At 66.3% G+C, this 16,739-nt stretch carries 15 protein-coding genes and 2 tRNA genes; 11 read left to right on the top strand and 6 right to left on the bottom strand.

Translation table 11 applies throughout. The features are described 5' to 3' along the window. Positions 1–23 precede the first annotated feature (23 nt). From ACZL02_RS12375 to ACZL02_RS12405, 7 genes are all read left to right on the top strand, one after another. Positions 24–1,256, top strand: coding sequence for a GMC family oxidoreductase (locus ACZL02_RS12375; RefSeq protein ID WP_472939900.1), 1,233 nt, complete (start codon positions 24–26; stop codon positions 1,254–1,256). A gap of 43 nt (positions 1,257–1,299) precedes the next feature. Next, a complete protein-coding gene (locus tag ACZL02_RS12380; RefSeq protein WP_472939901.1) occupies positions 1,300–2,151 on the top strand; it encodes an oxidoreductase in 852 nt (283 codons plus the stop codon). Between the two features lie 46 nt (positions 2,152–2,197). Continuing rightward, positions 2,198–2,941, top strand: coding sequence for an SDR family oxidoreductase (locus ACZL02_RS12385; protein ID WP_472939902.1), 744 nt, complete (start codon positions 2,198–2,200; stop codon positions 2,939–2,941). Next, positions 2,938–3,384 (top strand): SRPBCC family protein, encoded by a 447-nt coding sequence (locus ACZL02_RS12390; protein ID WP_472939903.1) that lies wholly within the window; start codon positions 2,938–2,940, stop codon positions 3,382–3,384. The genes ACZL02_RS12385 and ACZL02_RS12390 overlap by 4 nt, the downstream gene beginning before the upstream one ends. An 81-nt stretch (positions 3,385–3,465) precedes the next feature. Further along, the gene (locus ACZL02_RS12395; RefSeq protein ID WP_472939904.1) at positions 3,466–4,386 is read left to right on the top strand and encodes a LysR substrate-binding domain-containing protein; all 921 of its coding nucleotides are present in this window, start codon (positions 3,466–3,468) and stop codon (positions 4,384–4,386) included. 241 nt (positions 4,387–4,627) lie between these two features. Next, positions 4,628–6,100 carry a benzaldehyde dehydrogenase gene (locus tag ACZL02_RS12400; RefSeq protein WP_472939905.1) on the top strand — a complete coding sequence of 491 codons (1,473 nt, stop codon included), beginning with the start codon at positions 4,628–4,630 and terminating at the stop codon, positions 6,098–6,100. An 82-nt stretch (positions 6,101–6,182) separates the two neighbouring features. Further along, a complete protein-coding gene (locus ACZL02_RS12405; protein WP_472939906.1) occupies positions 6,183–6,596 on the top strand; it encodes a DoxX family protein in 414 nt (137 codons plus the stop codon). A gap of 221 nt (positions 6,597–6,817) precedes the next feature. Here ACZL02_RS12405 and ACZL02_RS12410 read toward each other — a convergent pair whose 3' ends face one another. Then, positions 6,818–7,924: an aldo/keto reductase gene (locus tag ACZL02_RS12410; RefSeq protein WP_472939907.1), complete on the bottom strand. Its 1,107-nt coding sequence runs from the start codon at positions 7,922–7,924 to the stop codon at positions 6,818–6,820. Here ACZL02_RS12410 and ACZL02_RS12415 point away from each other — a divergent pair. Then, on the top strand, positions 7,917–8,624 hold the full coding sequence (locus tag ACZL02_RS12415) for a TetR/AcrR family transcriptional regulator (RefSeq protein ID WP_472939908.1): 708 nt from the start codon (positions 7,917–7,919) through the stop codon (positions 8,622–8,624). The genes ACZL02_RS12410 and ACZL02_RS12415 overlap by 8 nt on opposite strands. Before the next feature lie 196 nt (positions 8,625–8,820). On the opposite strand, the gene ACZL02_RS12420 is transcribed toward ACZL02_RS12415, so the two are convergent. Both ACZL02_RS12420 and ACZL02_RS12425 read right to left on the bottom strand, forming a co-directional pair. Further along, positions 8,821–9,534, bottom strand: coding sequence for a hypothetical protein (locus ACZL02_RS12420; protein ID WP_496258429.1), 714 nt, complete (start codon positions 9,532–9,534; stop codon positions 8,821–8,823). A gap of 477 nt (positions 9,535–10,011) precedes the next feature. Then, positions 10,012–10,086, bottom strand: a tRNA-Thr gene (locus tag ACZL02_RS12425). A gap of 278 nt (positions 10,087–10,364) precedes the next feature. Here ACZL02_RS12425 and ACZL02_RS12430 point away from each other — a divergent pair. The 3 genes from ACZL02_RS12430 (at position 10,365) to ACZL02_RS12440 (ending at position 13,568) form a co-directional block, all read left to right on the top strand. Then, positions 10,365–10,440: transfer RNA gene (locus ACZL02_RS12430), tRNA-Phe, on the top strand. A 243-nt stretch (positions 10,441–10,683) separates the two neighbouring features. Next, positions 10,684–11,007: a BLUF domain-containing protein gene (locus ACZL02_RS12435; RefSeq protein ID WP_472939910.1), complete on the top strand. Its 324-nt coding sequence runs from the start codon at positions 10,684–10,686 to the stop codon at positions 11,005–11,007. Positions 11,008–11,420: 413 nt separating this feature from the next. Next, positions 11,421–13,568, top strand: a complete 2,148-nt coding sequence (locus ACZL02_RS12440; RefSeq protein WP_472939911.1) for a TonB-dependent siderophore receptor — start codon at positions 11,421–11,423, stop codon at positions 13,566–13,568. A 129-nt stretch (positions 13,569–13,697) separates the two neighbouring features. On the opposite strand, the gene ACZL02_RS12445 is transcribed toward ACZL02_RS12440, so the two are convergent. From ACZL02_RS12445 to ACZL02_RS12455, 3 genes are all read right to left on the bottom strand, one after another. After that, positions 13,698–14,747, bottom strand: a complete 1,050-nt coding sequence (locus tag ACZL02_RS12445; RefSeq protein ID WP_472939912.1) for a DUF2218 domain-containing protein — start codon at positions 14,745–14,747, stop codon at positions 13,698–13,700. A gap of 386 nt (positions 14,748–15,133) precedes the next feature. Then, positions 15,134–15,481, bottom strand: coding sequence for a hypothetical protein (locus ACZL02_RS12450; RefSeq protein ID WP_472939913.1), 348 nt, complete (start codon positions 15,479–15,481; stop codon positions 15,134–15,136). 258 nt (positions 15,482–15,739) lie between these two features. Then, positions 15,740–16,654: a CHAD domain-containing protein gene (locus ACZL02_RS12455; protein ID WP_472939914.1), complete on the bottom strand. Its 915-nt coding sequence runs from the start codon at positions 16,652–16,654 to the stop codon at positions 15,740–15,742. Positions 16,655–16,739: the final 85 nt, after the last annotated feature.

A 16,739-nucleotide genomic window follows, 5' to 3' on the forward strand; every position in this document is an offset into this window, starting at 1 on the left:
TGGCAATCACGAGGAGAAGTTTCATGGCTGAGGGAGGCAAGGCAACGGCTGCCGTGCTGATCGGCTTTGGGCGCGCCCAAGCTGCCGCGCGACCGGCCGACGTCATCATCGTGGGAGCGGGATCCGCCGGAGCCGTGCTCGCCACCCGCCTCAGCGCCGACCCGATGCGCACCGTGCTGTTGCTGGAAGCGGGCCCTAACTTTGCGCCGACGGGGTATCCGGCAAGCCTGACCAATGCGGGCACCGTCGGCACGCCGGATTTCGACTGGCACTACCACAGCGACGACATGGCAAAGCTCGGCCATGACATTCCCCTGCCGCGCGGCCGGGTGGTCGGCGGCAGCTCCGCGGTCAACGGCACGGTCGCCATGCGGGCGCGTCCGAACCTGACGATCCGCAGCGCGTGCGAAGTCGACCAACTCGTCTTCAGCGGCCATCGCGCCACGGGCGTTCGGCTGGTGTCGGGAGAGGTCCTCAGCGGCGGCGAGATCTTCCTGTCGGGCGGGACGTTCGGCAGTCCGGCCATTCTCCTCCGCTCGGGCGTCGGTCCCGCCGGCGATCTGCGCGATCTTGGGATCCCCGTGCTGGCGGACCTGCCGGTCGGCGCGCGTCTTCAGGACCATCCCTTCTTCTACAATGTCTACGCTCTGAAGGCCTCAGCAAGAGCCATGACCCCTGCGGCCGGTGCCCTTGTCTGGACGGGCTCGTCGGCGGCGGCCGGCGACGAACTCGACCTCCAGGTGTCCGCGACCCACTTCATCGATCCGAAGGCGAGCCCCACCGGCGGAGCGATCGTTCTTGCCGCTGCGGTGACGCTGCCGAGGTCGGTCGGATCCTTCCGCCTGGTGTCACGCGATCCCCGCGTCGCCCCGCGGATCCACTACAACTTCTTCGACGACCCCAGCGATCTCGACCGGATGGTGGAGGCGGTGAAGCTTTCCCGGGAGATCGGACGGACGGCACCTTTCGTCGACGCCGTCGATCACGAGATGGCGCCGGGGAAAGAGGTGCAGAGCGAAGTCGACCTGCGCGCCAACATCGTCGCCAATATCGCGGCCTACCAGCATCCGACATCGACGGTCCCGATGGGGGCGGACACGGATGACACCGCCGTCGTCGACGCCTGGGGACGCGTGCGCGGGTTCGAGGGCCTTCGGGTCGTCGACGCCTCCATCCTGCCAGACATCCCATCGGTCCCGACCAACGTCACCACCATCATGGTCGCCGAACGGATCGCCGCGCGGATCCTTGCCTAGCTCGAATTTCCTCCGTCTCAGACTTCCCCAGAAGGACGTTTCCATGTCGCAGACATCATCGAAGAACTGGCTGATCACCGGCGTATCCTCCGGCCTCGGCCGCACCCTCGCCGAGGCCGCTTTGGCGCAAGGCGACCGTGTCGTCGGCACGGTTCGCAACGCCGCCAACAAGGCCGAGTTCGAGGCCGTCGTGCCGGGCCGATCGTCCGCCGTCGTCCTCGACGTCACAGACGTCGCCTCGGTGGAGGCCGGCCTCGCACAGGCGGGCGACCTGTTCGGGGGTCGGATCGACGTCCTCGTCAACAATGCCGGCTGGGGAATGCTGGGCGCGGTCGAGGAGACCAGCGAGGCCGAGGCGAAGGCGGTGTTCGATACCAACTTCTTCGGCCAGCTCAACGTGCTGCGCGCCGCTCTGCCGATCATGCGGGCTGCCGGCTCCGGACACATCATTGCGGCTTCCGCGGTCGGCGGTTTCACGGGATTCGCCGGGCTCGGGGTCTATTCCGCAGCGAAGGCCGCCGTCGACATCATGAACGAAGCTCTCGCGCAGGAGATCGCGCCGTTCGGCATCAAGGTGACGATCCTGACGCTCGGCATTTTCCGCACCAACTTCGCCTCGTCCTCGCTGAAGCACGCCGGCCAGAAAATCGCGGCTTACGAGGACAACCCGGTCGGCAAGTTCCGGGGCTTCATGGACCAGGTTGCCGGCCAGCAGCCGAACGATCCCCAGCGCGGCGCCGAGGCGATCCTCAAGCTCGTCGCATCCGAGAAGCCGCCGCTGCACCTCGCGCTCGGTGAGGATGCGGTCGCCGTCATGGAGCGCAAGATGGCATCGCTGAAGAGCGACATCGACGCCTGGCGCGACGTCAGCGCATCGGTCGTCTTCCCGAAATAGCCAAGCGGCGCCCCGCCGATCGTCTACCCCGAGAAGGAGCCTTTTCATGACATCCCTCACAGGCAAGGTGGCGCTGATCACCGGCGCATCGCGCGGCATCGGTCGCGCGATCGGCGAACGCCTCGGGCGCGAAGGCGCGACGGTCGCGATCAACTATCGCAGCCGACCGGAAGAAGCGGCGGACGCGGTTCGCGCCGTCGAGGATGCGGGCGGCGTGGCCCGCGCCTTCCAGGCGGATGTCGCCGACATGGCGGATATCCGGCGCCTCTTCACGGAGGTCGATGCCGCTTTTGGCGGTCTCGACATCGTCGTCGCCAATGCCGGACTGCCGTTCATCGGCGTGCCCGTCATCGACGTCAGGGAGGAGGATTTCGACCGGATCTTCGGGCTCAACGCCAAGGGCTCGTTCTTCGTTCTCCAGGAAGCGGCCAAGCGCGTGCGGGACGGTGGGCGGATTCTCGACATCTCGACCTCGACGACCGCCTTCACGGCACAGGGAATGGGGCTGCACGCCGCGTCGAAGGCCGGGTCGAAGCTGATCGTCGAGGTGCTCGCGATCGAGCTCGGTCACCGCGGGATCACCGTCAACTCGGTCATGCCCGGCGCGACCAACACCGAATTCATCAAGGATGCGCCGCAGGAAGAGCGGGACCGCATTGCCGCCGGATCGCCGCTCGGGCGTCTGGGCGAGCCGGACGAGGTGGCCGATGTCGTCGCCTTCCTCGCCTCCGACCAGGCGCGCTGGCTCACGGGGCAGCATATCCTCGCGAACGGCGGAGCGAGAGTATGAGCAAGAGCTACGTCGCGGTGTACACCGCGACCCTCCGCGCGAGCCCTGAGCGGGTCTGGTCGGTGATCCGCGATTTCGGCGCGGTCGCGTCGTGGAGCCCCATTGCCCGTAAGAGCCGCCTGGTGGCCGAGGGCGAAAGGGAGCTGATCACCGCCGACGGAACGCTCGTCCGCGAGCGGCTGATCAAGAGCGACGATGCCGCGCGTCACCTGACCTACGAGATGGTGACGTTTCCGATCCCCGTCACCCAGCAGACGAACCAGATCATCGTGGCTCCCGGCGAGACGGGCGACGAAGCCAATATCCGGTTCGAAGCCTCGTTCGTTCCGGCTGACGGGGACGATTCCAACCTGGTGCTCGATATCAATCTGTCGGCGTTCGCGGCGGCGTCCGAAGGGCTCGCCCGCCACCTGCGGGTTGCTATGGTCAAGGCGCCTCTCTAGTCCTGGTGGTGGCCGTATTGAGCTTCCGCCTGATGAGAGCAGCCCTTGGGGGCGCCTGGAGCCACTGGATGGAGCGCCCTAGTGCTGGATCTCAATGACTTCCGCTATTTCGTTCAGGTCGTCGACAGCGGGGGGCTGACGGCGGCAGGCCGAAGCATGGGCGTCCCTAAATCGACACTGAGCCATCGCCTCCAGCAACTCGAAGCCGAGCTCGGGGTACGGCTTATGAACAGAACGTCGCGGACGCAGAACATGACCGAGGCCGGTGCCCTGTTCTACCGCCATGCGCTGGTCATGCTTCGGAGCGCGGATCTCGCCGAGCAGTCGGTCCGACAGAGGTTGGACGAGCCGACGGGGATCGTGAAGTTCACGGTGGCGATTGCGACCTCCGTCTATGCCTTGCGCCCGATCATACCCCGGTTTGCGATCGACCACCCCAAGATCCAGCTTGTCCAGCACACAGGCGACGAGCAGACCGACATCATCGGCGGCGCCTTCGACCTCGCAATCCGGGCGCATGAAGGACCGATGGACGACTCGTCCCTGGTCCAGCGTAGCCTGTCGCCGGCGCCCTGGTTCATCTTCGCGGCACCCGGCTACCTCGAACGCCGTGGCGCGCCGATGGCGCCGGATGACCTCTCGCAGCATGACCTCCTGGCGATGCATCGCCCCGGGCAGGCGACGGTGTGGAAGCTCAGCCATCCTCTGATCGGCGACCGGCTGCTTCCGGTTCAACCCCGCATGGCCGGCAATGATCTGATGATGCTGAAACAGGCGGCCGTCGACGGGATCGGGATCACCGCCCTCCCCGGCTACATCTGCCGGGATGACGTTCTCACAGGACGGTTGAAACGGGTCATGCCGGAATGGATGGCGGGAAAGGCGGAGATCACCGCCGTCCTGCCCTTCCGCGGCTACGTTCTGCCGTCGGTCCGAGCGTTTCTCGACTGTCTCATCACCGAACTGCCCAAAGTGGTCAACCCGGAACCCTTTCCCGCGTAGTTCCCCTGAATTTTTAAAAATATCCGCGCTTAGTCTTATCTTTTGCGTCAATCATGCGCCGGCTAAATATTAAAGTATTCAGATCTATTTTTTACTACATCCACCGGGCGCCGGCGATCGTCCATCCCTTTGGACATTACATCCCGGATGCCCCAACTAATCATTCCCCGAGATCTCTTTAACTGAAGGCTACCGACCTGAACTGGAGTCGGCCATCAGCTTCAGAGGGATGATCAGGCATATGACCCAACAGAGCATTCTCAAATCCGTCGATGTCTACAGCGGCAGGATCTACAGCAGTGGCTGGAAGCAGCCGGGCGGCGGAACCCAGCCCGTGCTGGAAAAGGCCACGGGCAAGACGCTCGCGCACACCGGCGTCGCCTCCGCCGAGGACGTGCGCACGGCTGCTGCCGTCGGTCGAGAGGCACAGAAGGCATGGGCCGCGCTGCCAAGCCCGAAGCGCGGTGACGTGCTGCGCGAATTTTCGCGTCTCATCCTCGTGCATGCGGACGAGATCGCCGAACAACTCACCCGCGAGTCCGGCTCCATCAAGGCGAAGGCGCAGTGGGAGGTCCACGTCGTTGCCCGGGAGATTCTTAAGGCGGCGGCGCTCGGCAGTGCACCGCACGGCTTCATGACGGCGACGGCCGAACCGGGCCGGCGGAACGTTGCGCGCCGCGTCCCCCTCGGCGTCGTCGGCATCATCACGCCCTGGAATTCGCCGTTCATCCTCGCGGCCCGCGCGGTTGGCCCGGCGCTCGCCATGGGCAATGCCGTCCTCCTGAAACCCGATATCCAGACGCCGTTCATCGGAGGCTTCGTGTTTGCGATCCTCCTCAAGATGGCCGGTCTTCCCGATGGACTGTTGCATGTCCTGCCCGGAGCGGCCGAGACCGGAGCGGCGCTGGTGGCCGAGCCGCTGGTCGACATGATCAGCTTCACCGGCTCCACCAAGGTCGGCCGTCAGATCGGCGGGATCGCCGGTGCCCAGCTCAAGCGGGTTTCGCTCGAGCTCGGCGGCAACAACCCGTTTATTATCCTCGAGGACGCCGACATCGAGGCGACGGCGAGCGCGGGTGCCTGGGGCTCGTTCTTCCACCAGGGACAGATCTGCCTCACCGCCGGCCGCCACATCGTCCACGAGAGCATTGCCGACGCCTATACGGCGGCTTTGGTCCGGAAGGCCGCCGCGCTGATCGTCGGGGATCCGATCGACCCGAAGGTTCAGATCGGCCCGATCGCCAACGAGCGCCAGGCGGCCAATGTCCAGCGGATCCTCGACGAGACCGTCGCCAAAGGTGCCAAGGTGCTGACGGGCGGGACGCGCGACGGGTTGTTCTTCAAGCCGACGGTCGTCACGGGTGTCGTGCCCGGAATGGCCGCGTTCGACGAGGAGATCTTCGGACCGATCGCGCCGATCACCACGTTCCGCACCGACGCCGAGGCCATCGAGCTCGCCAACGCAACCGAATACGGCCTCGTGGCGGCGGTCGTCACGCCCAACCTCGCGCGCGGCCAGCGGATCGCCGACGCGTTGCATGCGGGCGTGGTCCACATCAACGACCAGACCGTTCTGCACGACGTCTACGGACCCATCGGCGGGGTCGGCTCCTCCGGCAACGGCTTTGCTCACAGCACCCTGACCAATGCCGACCAGTTCAGCGAATGGCAGTGGCTGTCGATGCACGACGAAGTGCCGTCCTACCCCTTCTGATCCCCATCGACGGGGTGCTGTCCTGGCATCCCGCCGACCGACATTCGCCGCTCGCCGAAACAAAACTGAAGGACCTCAGCGCATGAGCGAGATCAAACGAACGACGTCCGCGATCGATGCGGGAACCTTACTGGCGCGCCTGTTGCTCGGGGCAATCTTCCCCTGGTTCGGGCTCGCCAAGGCGATGACGATGGGAGCGACCATTGCATATTTCACCGCGCTCCAGCTTCCCGTCCCGCCAGCCGCCTACGCCGTGACCGTCCTGATCGAACTGGGCGGCGGCCTCCTCATCATGACCGGCCTCTTCTTCCGTCCTGCCGCCCTGGTATTGGCCGCCTGGTGCATCGCCACCGCCTTCGTCGCGCACACCGATTTCTCGAACCCCGACATGGAGTTCCACTTCTTCAAGAACGTGTCGATGTGCGGCGGATTTCTCTTTGCGGCCCTCCTCGGCCCAGGGAGGTTCAGCTTCGACGCCTATCGCGGGCGGCGCTGAGACCGAAGCGATTTGCCAGGTACGGCACCAATCGACCCCATAGGTTTCAGAGGCTACCAGCCGATCTGGCGGCTCACGACCCGAGATGGTCCTTGTCACATTGCGAACAAGGCGCGGAAGCGGACACCCTGGTGGCCGCCCGATGGACGCCCAATGGCAGCCCGATGGACGCAAGAGAACGGGCCCAAATTGCCTTCCGGCGAGAGTTCGTCGAAGTGTCGCTATCCCCGATCGACGACATTGCTTCCGCCGAAGACAAGGTTTTGGCGCGCGGCTTGGGTGAAGAGGCCGTAGATCATCGCCCCCTCCGGTTTGCTGGCCTCGTCGAGGATTGCAATCTGCTCGGCGGGCAGGCGAAGCTCGGTCGCGGCGACGTTGTCGTGGACTTGCGACACTCGGCTCACACCCATCAGGGCCGTGTCGACGCCGGGCTTCGAGAGAACCCAGGCCAGCGCAACCCGGGCCGGCGTCTCGCCGATCGTCTCCGCGACATGGCGAAGCGTGTCGACAATCCGCCAGTTGCGTTCGGTGAAGAGGGTATCGCCGAAGGGATTGCTGCCATCGAGACGCTTGTCGTTGTCCGGGCGGGAGACGCCGGTTCCGACGTCGGTGGGAAGGCCGCCGGCACGCGGCATGCCTGCCTCGACTGCGGCGCGATCGTACTTGCCCGTCAGCAGACCGTAGGCAAGCGGGCTCCACGGCATCAGGCCGAGGCCCATGTCCCGGGCGAGCGGCAGGTGCTCGGCCTCGACCTCGCGGCTGACCAGGGAATAGAAATACTGGAGCGCGATCGGCCCCGGCATCGCGTGGGCGGACGCCAGCGTCGCAATCTTGGCGGCATACCAGGCGGGTGCGTTGGAGAGGCCCCAATAGCGGATCTTGCCGGCTCTTACGAGGCCCGCCATCGTCTCCAGCAGTTCTTCCGCAGGCGTCACCGAGTCCCAGACATGCACCCAGTAGAGATCGATGTAGTCGGTTCCCAGCCGGCGCAGCGACCCGTCCAGTGCGGCATGCACATGCTTGGCGCCATTGCCTCCGGCGTGGGAGCCACGCCCAGTGGAAAAGCCGGACTTGGTGGCGACGACGAGGCTGTCGCGAAGCCCGCGATCGGCGATCATGGCCCCGAGCATCTCCTCGCTGCGGCCGCCGGCATAGACGTCGGCGGTGTCGACGAGATTGCCGCCCGCCTCGACATAGGCATCGAAGACAGCCTCCGCTTCAGGCCGTTCCATGCCCCACCGACCGACGCCAAAGGTCATCGTCCCCAGCGCCAGAGGACTGACGACGAGGCCGGATCGGCCGAGCGTGCGATAGGTGGTCATGGACATGAGATCGTTTCCTAGTGATCGCTATATAAGTCGTCTAGCCAGCTTGATCGACCCGGTCAAGCGTTCTATAGCGAGCGATATGGAACCCTTGCCTCCTCCGGCCGCGCGACGCACGGGGCGACCGCTCTCCTTTGACCGGGATGCGGCGCTGGTCAGCGCGATGCATCTCTTCTGGCGCCATGGGTACGAGGCAACGTCCGTCGCCGACCTGACGCGCGCGATGGGGATCACGCCTCCCAGTCTCTACGCCGCGTTCGGGGACAAGCGGCGCCTTTTCCTGGAAGCGGTCGAGCGCTATCTCGGGGGACTTGAAGCCGTCGAACAGAGCATCGCGGGCGCGGCGAGCGCCTATGATGCCGCGCGCGACCTTCTGGTTTCCGCCGTGCTCGGCGACACCGGCGACGACACGCCGCCAGGATGCCTCCTCGCGAGTTCTCTCGTGACGAGTTCCAGCGAGGCCGACACCGTGCGCGAGACACTGGCTGCAATCCGCCGGGGCATTGAGGCGGCGTTGCGTGCCCGCATCGAGCGAGACATTCGCGAGGGTCTTCTGCCGCAGGGATCGGACGCAGAGGCGCTGGCAGGTCATGTCTTCGCAGTGGTTCAGGGTATGTCGACGCTTGCCAAGGATGGGGCTGGACGCACCAAGCTGATGGGGATCGTGGACGCAGCGATGGCAGGTTGGCCGAAAGCTGAGTGATACACAGCGGGCAAGATGGTCGGGCCCGTAGCGCCCGCTTTCCGACCAGACGTCGGACCGCCAGATCGCTGCTAGGTGCCTCAGCAACGAACGGTGCTTTTCCAGAGTTCGACGACCGTCAGCTTCCTGGCCCGCACGATCCGAAAGCTGCCAGTCTCCCTTCTACACGATCAAGCCGTTTGGAATCGAACCGGGGTCAGAGTGCGAGGCTGAGCTGCTCGCTCGGCAAACCGAGCTCCACACCCATGCGGCCTCTGAGAGCCTCCGAAAGCAAGGGGTCGAGACCGAGGTCCTCGTGGATCAGGCCGTGTCGCCAGCGATGCGCAGACCCCGGATGCGGCCAGGGCGGGCAGTCGACGATCGGATACCAGCAGACGCCCTCGACCCGCGCGCCCCTCTCCTGCGCCCAGTCGACCTCGGCCAACACATGCTCCAGCCAACGACGTTTGTCGAACCCGGGAAAGCGCCGACGCTGCGCGCGATGCCCGTCGTGCCAGCTCGTCTCGGCGACAAGGATCGGAAGCCTGTACCGCCGCCAGCTCTTCAGGATCGCGCGGCCGAGCGGCGCCCGCGCGGTGTGCGGGTAGGAGTTGATGCCGACGGTGTCGACGACGCCGGCGGCCACCAGCCGGTCGACGGCTGCGAACTGGCGCTCGCCGATCCCGTTGATCGGGTCGCAGGCGAGCAGGCGCACGTCCCCATGGTGGTCGCGCGCGGCCCGCGCCATGGCAATCGCCATCTCGACCGCCTCCTCCCAGGCCATGCCGGCCAGCATCGGGTATATCGAAGGCTCGTTGACCGGACAGAGGCGCAAGGGCCTTTGGGGATCCGCGCCCCGGGCGACGGCGACGGCGTGGGCCACCGGATCCGGCGGTCGATCGAAATGCGCGAGGTCCCAGGTGACTTCCATTCCCGACGCCTCGGCAAGCCGCAGTCGCGGGACCGGGTTATGCCGCCAAGGCAAGCCGTCGCGCGCCCGTAGCAGCCCATGGTCCCGAGCGATGGCGTAGTGCGCTGCCATGCGGTCATCAGGCATGTGCCGGGTTGTGACGAGGAGATCGTGCTTCGACCAACCGAGGTGGCCGGACTCGAACCCGGCCCAGAGGGGTATGCTCATGCAAACGAGAGAGCAGTCCAACGGTGCAGGATCAAGGCTTTAGTTCAGACCGAAGTCGGTCCGCGACGCTGTGGAGCCGTCGGTTCGTCCAAGGCATCGCACCACGCGGACCTTGATGCTGTCGGGCAGTCCGAAAGGTATCCGCAGAACGTTGGAAACGTACCGAAATGGTCCTGTTTCAGGCCAATCGTTTTAACCTGCGGAAAGTGTTGATATCTCAGAAGCGGGTTACTGCGCCGGGTTTCAGCGGTTTCTGCGCGAAGCAGATGATGGTGCTGCGAGGGAGGATTGAACTCCCGACCTCTCCATTACCAATGGAGTGCTCTACCACTGAGCTACCGCAGCGCTTTTGCTGAAAGCGAGGGCCTTCTGACATAGCCCCGGGCGAAGCGCAAGCGGTCCTGGCGCAAACAATGGATATCCCTGTGAATGACCAAAGCCTCGCGCAAGGCTGTCGGCCGCGGGCGCTGAGCATGACGGTGGCGCAGCGCGACGGAGCGAAAGCAAATGCCGGCCATCGCCGTCCCTCGCCTGAAGAAAGTGGCTGGACAGCGCCGGATGATCTTCATATAAGGCCACCACCCGCGAGGGACGCGGCCTGCCGCATCCCTCCGCAGCAAGGCGCCCAGGTAGCTCAGTTGGTAGAGCATGCGACTGAAAATCGCAGTGTCGGCGGTTCGACTCCGTCCCTGGGCACCACGCCTTCCCCTCGTCCCATCGTCCGGCTGAAACGGCTCAAGTCGATGGCGCGTTGGTGGGCGACAGCTGGATCAGCGCGGCCCAGCCAAACCAAGCGGAAGGGAAGCGGGCGCTTCAGCGCATGGGCCGCAGAGCACGTTCCACACTCCGCGCCGTCGGCCCTAAGGGTTGCAACATACCGGCCGGTTGGCTCCGATGGGCCGCTGTCAGTCCATCCCAGCAGTTTCTGATACGGTTCGGTTCATGCTCATCCGCCTCCGCTACGCCAGCACCCTTTCCGAAGCGACCACGCAGGAGGATCTCGTGGCGATCGTCGCGTGGTCGGCGGAATGGAACCGCGCCCATGCGATCACCGGGATCCTGGCCGTCGACGGCCGGAAGGTCATGCAGGTGCTGGAGGGCTCGGGTGAGGCCGTCGAGGACCTGTTCGTCCAGATCGCGCGGGACACGCGGCACCACGGGGTGGTCGTGCTCGACCGCTTCGAGATCCCGGCGGTGAGTTTCGACGACTGGGGGATGGTGCGCAGGTCCATGGTCGCGATGCTGCTGACCGTCGAGGGCTGGTAGCGCAAGTCCGCCGGATACCTTGTCCAGCAAGGCAGTCGACCGTGGCGACCGGCCAGAGGCGGCAGGACAGCCGGAAGCGCTGCACCCTGGTGGTGTCGGCGCGATCCTCCCCTACGGCGGCGCAGCTTTTGTGCGCGGCAGCGCAATCTCTCGCGCAGAGCTGAGCCGAGGCGGCCGGTGCTCCAACGCCAGACGGGCCGCAAACGGCGCCGCAGGGATCATCGCCATCCCACCGAACACAAGGGATGAGGGCGCGGACACGCTTCCTGAGGTTTTCGGGCAACAGTTGCGGCTTATGCCCCCTGTCGCGCCCCGATCGATGATTTTGCGGCGGCTAAATGTTGACGGTAAATGTCAACTTTACGTACTGACGGCCAAGCGGCCGCCGGCCGCCGTCATCAGGGAATCTCGCCATGGTCCGCCCCCGTCGCCTCGTCCTGTCCGGGCTCCTCGGCTGCTCCTGCCTCGCTCTGTCCGCCGGCCTTGCGGCTGCCGAAGATGCGATCGTGCTGGAGGCGGTGACGCTCGAGGGCGGGACGGCCGGCGATGCGGGCGTCGGAACCGGCGGGGGCCTTGCCACTGAGGGCTATGTCGCCAAGGCCGCGCGGGTCGGCACCAAGACCGATACCGACCTCAAGAAGGTGCCGCAGTCGATCGCCGTCGTCTCCCGCGAGGAACTCGAGGCCCGGCAGGTGCAGTCGCTGGTCGAGGCCGTCGCCTATACGTCGGGCGTGCGCGTCGGCACCTACGGCTTCGATCCGCGCTTCGACACCGTCTTCCTCCGCGGCTTCAACGTCACCGGCAACGGCTTCTACCGCGACGGCCTGCGCAGCCTCGGCGGGACTTTCTCGGTGCTGCGGCTCGAGCCCTATGGCCTCGACGGCATCTCGATCCTCAAGGGACCAAGCTCGGTTCTCTACGGCGCCGGCCCGCCCGGCGGCATCGTCAACGTCATCTCCAAACGCCCGACCGAGGCGCCGTTCCGCGAGGTCGAGGCGCAGATCGGCTCGAACAAGCGCTACCAGGGCAATTTCGACGCCTCCGGTCCGCTCGGCGGCAATGACAACGTGCTCTACCGGCTGACCGGCATCGCCCGCAGCGCCGACACCGAGCTGATCGCCGCGCGCGACGACCGCACCTACATCGCGCCAGCGCTGACGCTGCGCTCCACCGACCGCAACACCCACCTCACCATCCTCGGCGAATACACCGAGCTGACCTCGGGGGGCGCTGCGGGCTACGTCACGCTGAACAACAGGATCACCGACATCGAGGAAGGCGATCCGCGCTACCGCGACCTCGACGGCCGCCAGGCGCGCATCGGCTACGAGTTCGAGCACCGGTTCGACGAGACCGTGACCATCCGGCAGAATCTCCGCTACCAGTCGGTCGACACCAACATGCGCTTCGTCTCGTTCACCGGCGTCAATCCCGACGGCATCACCGCCAGCCGGAGCGCCGGCCAGATCCTCGACGATGCCGATTCCATCGCCGTCGACAACCAGGTCCAGGTCAACGTCAGCACCGGGCCTGTGGCCCACACGCTGCTCGGCGGCCTCGACTACAGCCACACCGATTCCAGCTACCGCTACGGCGCCAACAGCGACGTGCCGTCGCTGAACCTCCTGACCCGCAATTACGGCGCACAGCCGATCGAGGGGCCGGCGGCGGACGAGTTCTTCTCGAGCACCAACACCCAGCAGAGCCATACCGGCGTCTACCTGCAGGACCAGGCCGAGTACAACCGCTTCGTCCTGACGCTCGGCGGCCGCTACGACTGGCTGAACACCCGGAACGAAAGCGTCATCGCCCCGCTCTCCCGCAGCGAGCAGGACGACGAGCAGTTCTCGGGCCGGGCGGGGCTCTCCTACCTCTTCGACAACGGCATCTCGCCTTATGTCAGCTATTCCACCTCCTTCGCGCCGACGATCGGCACCAATGCCGCGGGGCTCGCCTTCGACCCGACGGAGGGCGACCAGGTCGAGCTCGGCGTCAAGTACGCTCCGGACGACGTGAACCTCTCGGTCAACGCCGCGCTGTTCGAGATCAACCAGACCAATGTCCTGTCGCAGGACCCCGACAACCGCTTCTTCCAGATCCAGCTCGGCGAAGTGCAGTCCCGCGGCTTCGAGGTCTCGGCGACGACGAGCCTTGCCGAGGGCATCGACCTCACCGCCGCCTACACCTATGTCGATCTCGAGATCACCGGCGGCGACAATCTCGGCAAGGTACCGGTCGGCATCCCGGCGCATCAGTTCTCGGTCTGGGGCGGCTACCAGCTGCCGGCAAACCTTGCCGAGGGTCTCGGCCTCGGTCTCGGCGTCCGCTTCCAGGGCCAGAGCTATGCCGACAGCACCAACATCCGCGAGAACGACGACCGCGTCTTCGTCGACGCCTCGCTCTCCTACGATTTCGGCAAGGCGAACCCCAAGCTCGACGGCATCTCGGCGCAGATCAACGCCAAGAACCTCTTCGACAAGCGGGACGTGACCTGTGCCGACGCCTACTGCTACCGCGAGCAGGGCCGCGACATCATCGGGTCGATCAAGTACCGTTTCTGAGCCGCGCGGCTTCGCGCCGGACAGTTCGGCGACGGCGAACCAGAGGGCGAACGCCCGGCAGCCCGTGAGAGGCCGGGCAAGGGCCTTGCCGCTTCGACCGGACCTGCCGGCCCGGCGGGACGCCGGGGATCAGCCGTCGAGGTCGCCCGCATGCCCGCGCCGCCAATAGGCGGCGACGAGGTGCCGGTGCTTGGCGAGGCCGAGCACCGCGCGGCAATGGCGGCGGATTGCCTTGAAGTCGGCGAACTCGCAGCCGGCCCAGACGTAGCCGTCCTCGCCGATATCGCCGGGGGTGAGGGCCGCTGCGGCCTCGCCGAGGCTCCGCTCGCCGCGCTGCAGCCAGTCGACGTGGATGTTGGCGCCGGTCGGCAAGGGCTGTCGCTCCTGCGGCCCGGCGATCTCGATGACGGCGCGGGCGGTGCCGGACGGCGGAAGAGCGTCGAGAATGCGGGCAATCGCGGGGATCGCCGTCTCGTCGCCGAAGAGGAAGAGCTTGCCGGCCTCCGGCAGCGCGTCTCCCGCCGGTCCGACCGCGCCGACGATGTCGCCGGGCTGCGCGGTCGTCGCAAACACCGAGCCAGGCGTCGCATCGCCGTCGTGGCGGAGGATGTCGACCGTCATCTCGCCGGCCGCCACATCGAGGCGCCGCACGGTGTAGACGCGGGCAACCAGCGTGTCGTCGCCGGTCGGCCATTGCGGGCAGCCATCCTCGCCGGTCACCGGCCAGACCGGCGGGCGGCCTTTCGGCGGAAACAGCAGGCGCACGTGGATACCGTCTCGGGCGAAGCGTTCGACGTTATCCGTCCGCAGCACCAGCCGGCGCATCGACGGCGTCAGGTCCGCGGCCGAGACGACCGTCATCTCGCGGAAATAGGGCGGCGTCACCCCCACCGTGTGATGCCCTTCCCAGCGCACCACCGGGGGCCTTTCCGGCGAGAACTCGCTGAGGTGGAAGGCGATGCCGTAGGTCATGTAGGCGAGGCTGGTCTCGTCCCCCGCCTCGGCGGAAATGCGGATCGTCCGCGCGCCCGCAACGAGGTTAGCCGTACCGAAAGGCGTGACGATCAAGCCGGTCCGCTCGCCGAGCGTCACGGTGCCGTGCTCCTCGTATTGTTCCAGGAGTTCGCGCAAGGTCTCCTGCGGATCCTCGAGCTTCACCTTGCAGTGCGCGGTCAACATGCCGATCGCCCCCCCCAATGCGGCGCTCGCGCGCCGATGGCCCTGTCCTACAGGACAGTCCGGGGAACCGGAACGCCTTGTGGGCGGTCCACCCGCCACCTCAAAGGCGGAAAGCATTGGCGCGCGTGAAGGGGCTGCCTGGCCGCCCAGCCCGTTGCGCGTGCCGGCCGGAAACCTGACGCCATCGACGCAGCGGCCAGCACGAGGGCTGTGCCGTCAGGACGGTTCGAGGACGGGAAGGACGGGGCGGAGGGGAAACAGCCGCGGAATTTCCTGGTCGAGAAATCCCGCGGAAGATGATGGCGAGGGAATGCCCGCGAAAATGCCGTCGATGGCACCGCGGTGCGAACGGCACAAACGCCTGCCGCCCGTCCAGGCCTCAAGCCTCAGGCGCACGCCGCCAGAGAGAGCTCGAGGGGCTGTTCCTCGTCTTCTTCGTCGTCGAGCTCGTACCATTCGTCGAACGAGGTCACGGGCACGACGACGACGCCGAGCGATGTCATCACCTCGTTCAGCGGAAACGAAATCCGGAGCAGTGTCTGGGTGTGAACCATGACGCAGTCGATCCGCTGGCGGCGGGCAAAGGCCACGGCCCCCATGCCCGAACTGACGCAACCCGCCAACTGCCCACCGGCTGCCTTTACGGCGGCCATCATCTCGCCTGCACAGACTTCATCGCGTTCGATCAGAAGTACGGTGCGGCTATTGAGGTTCTGCGATGCAAGTCTCAGCATTACAACCTCCCCTAAACGGCCCTTCTCTACAGGGCCTGCCGTGCGCCTGCTGCCGTCTTTTGCTTCATAGCAGCCTCACGAATCAGAGCATGCACGAAGGATTCAGCCGGTTCCACTGGAATTTTGATGGGGACGCAAAAGCTTGGCATGTAACGTGAATCGCCCGCCACGGTGCTGCAGAACCACAACACCCGCAGCCCGCGGGAAAGGCCTCGGCATCGGCCCATTCATGCTCTCGCCGGCGCAACCCAGCGTCGTTCACATCTGTGTGACAGTACCCTGACGAGCGTTCCGGTAGAGGCGGGCAATGCGCGTTTCGACGGCCGCCGGCTTCTCTGCGAGCAGACGCCGGGCCAGGACGAGCCCCCTGCCCTGAAGCTCGGCCTGCCGCCGGTCCATCAAGGCAAGCACCAGCGAATGCTGTCCTGCCTCGATCTCGTCGCGCAGCACGGCGAAGTCGTGGTCACGGCCGAGATCGTCGGCAATGTCTCCCGCGGCCTGGCGCAAGGGCGCGAAAGCCTCCGGCCAGAGCGGCGACAGGAGAGCCAGGTGGAAGCCGAGATATTTGACATGCTTGCGCAGGAGATGAAGGTCCTCGGCCGAGCCGGTCTTCTCGGCGACCTTCAAGGCCGACCGCGCCGCCGCATGCGTGGCGGCAAAGCCGGCGCTGGCGACGGCCCGCGATTTTGCGCGGGGGAAGCCGAGCCCGTCGAGCGCGGCGCGGCTGGCCTGCAAGGTGTCGATCGTGCCCGCGATGAGGACATCAGTGCTGCCCTGGCCGTTCTCGGCCTCGCGGCGCCGGGCGAGCAAATCCTGCCGCAGCGGCGCAAAGGCTGCGACGACCGCTTCGGTGGAAAGGCTCGCCGGCACGTCCTGCGCCAGCGAATCCAGCGCCTCGATCAGAGCGGTGCGGTCGCGCGCGGATGACAGGAGGCGCGCACCGTCGCGCAGGCGGGCGTTCTCCTCGCGGTAGAAGGCCGCATCGCCATGCCGGACCAGCCGGAACAGCGCGCGCATCTTCTTCATGCGCTTGCGCACGTCGTGGATGGCCGTATCGCGGTCACCACCGGACGACGTCGCGCCGAGCTGGGCGATGGCCTTGTCGATCTGCTCTCCGGCGATGCGCCGGACGTCGGCGTCGAGGGGGGCGGCGGGGTCGATCCGAAAACTCATGTGAAATCCGTGCGGGCAAATATCAGGCGGGTGAAAATGGGCGGGTGGGGCAAGCCGGGCGCCGGGCAGCGGCGCCCTCGGGGCT

Source organism: Mesocryomonas fontinalis, from assembly GCF_055730125.2.

What these genes read in the sequence shown, in the direction of transcription:
- ACZL02_RS12375 (WP_472939900.1), top strand. Translation starts at nt 24, where the DNA reads ATGGCTGAGGGAGGCAAGGCAACGGCTGCCGTGCTGATCGGCTTTGGG.
- ACZL02_RS12385 (WP_472939902.1), top strand. Translation starts at nt 2,198, where the DNA reads ATGACATCCCTCACAGGCAAGGTGGCGCTGATCACCGGCGCATCGCGC.
- ACZL02_RS12400 (WP_472939905.1), top strand. Translation starts at nt 4,628, where the DNA reads ATGACCCAACAGAGCATTCTCAAATCCGTCGATGTCTACAGCGGCAGG.
- ACZL02_RS12415 (WP_472939908.1), top strand. Translation starts at nt 7,917, where the DNA reads ATGGACATGAGATCGTTTCCTAGTGATCGCTATATAAGTCGTCTAGCC.
- ACZL02_RS12435 (WP_472939910.1), top strand. Translation starts at nt 10,684, where the DNA reads ATGCTCATCCGCCTCCGCTACGCCAGCACCCTTTCCGAAGCGACCACG.
- ACZL02_RS12445 (WP_472939912.1), bottom strand. Translation starts at nt 14,747, where the DNA reads ATGTTGACCGCGCACTGCAAGGTGAAGCTCGAGGATCCGCAGGAGACC.
- ACZL02_RS12380 (WP_472939901.1), top strand. Translation starts at nt 1,300, where the DNA reads ATGTCGCAGACATCATCGAAGAACTGGCTGATCACCGGCGTATCCTCC.
- ACZL02_RS12420 (WP_496258429.1), bottom strand. Translation starts at nt 9,534, where the DNA reads ATGGAAGTCACCTGGGACCTCGCGCATTTCGATCGACCGCCGGATCCG.
- ACZL02_RS12390 (WP_472939903.1), top strand. Translation starts at nt 2,938, where the DNA reads ATGAGCAAGAGCTACGTCGCGGTGTACACCGCGACCCTCCGCGCGAGC.
- ACZL02_RS12410 (WP_472939907.1), bottom strand. Translation starts at nt 7,924, where the DNA reads ATGTCCATGACCACCTATCGCACGCTCGGCCGATCCGGCCTCGTCGTC.
- ACZL02_RS12405 (WP_472939906.1), top strand. Translation starts at nt 6,183, where the DNA reads ATGAGCGAGATCAAACGAACGACGTCCGCGATCGATGCGGGAACCTTA.
- ACZL02_RS12455 (WP_472939914.1), bottom strand. Translation starts at nt 16,654, where the DNA reads ATGAGTTTTCGGATCGACCCCGCCGCCCCCCTCGACGCCGACGTCCGG.
- ACZL02_RS12440 (WP_472939911.1), top strand. Translation starts at nt 11,421, where the DNA reads ATGGTCCGCCCCCGTCGCCTCGTCCTGTCCGGGCTCCTCGGCTGCTCC.
- ACZL02_RS12450 (WP_472939913.1), bottom strand. Translation starts at nt 15,481, where the DNA reads ATGCTGAGACTTGCATCGCAGAACCTCAATAGCCGCACCGTACTTCTG.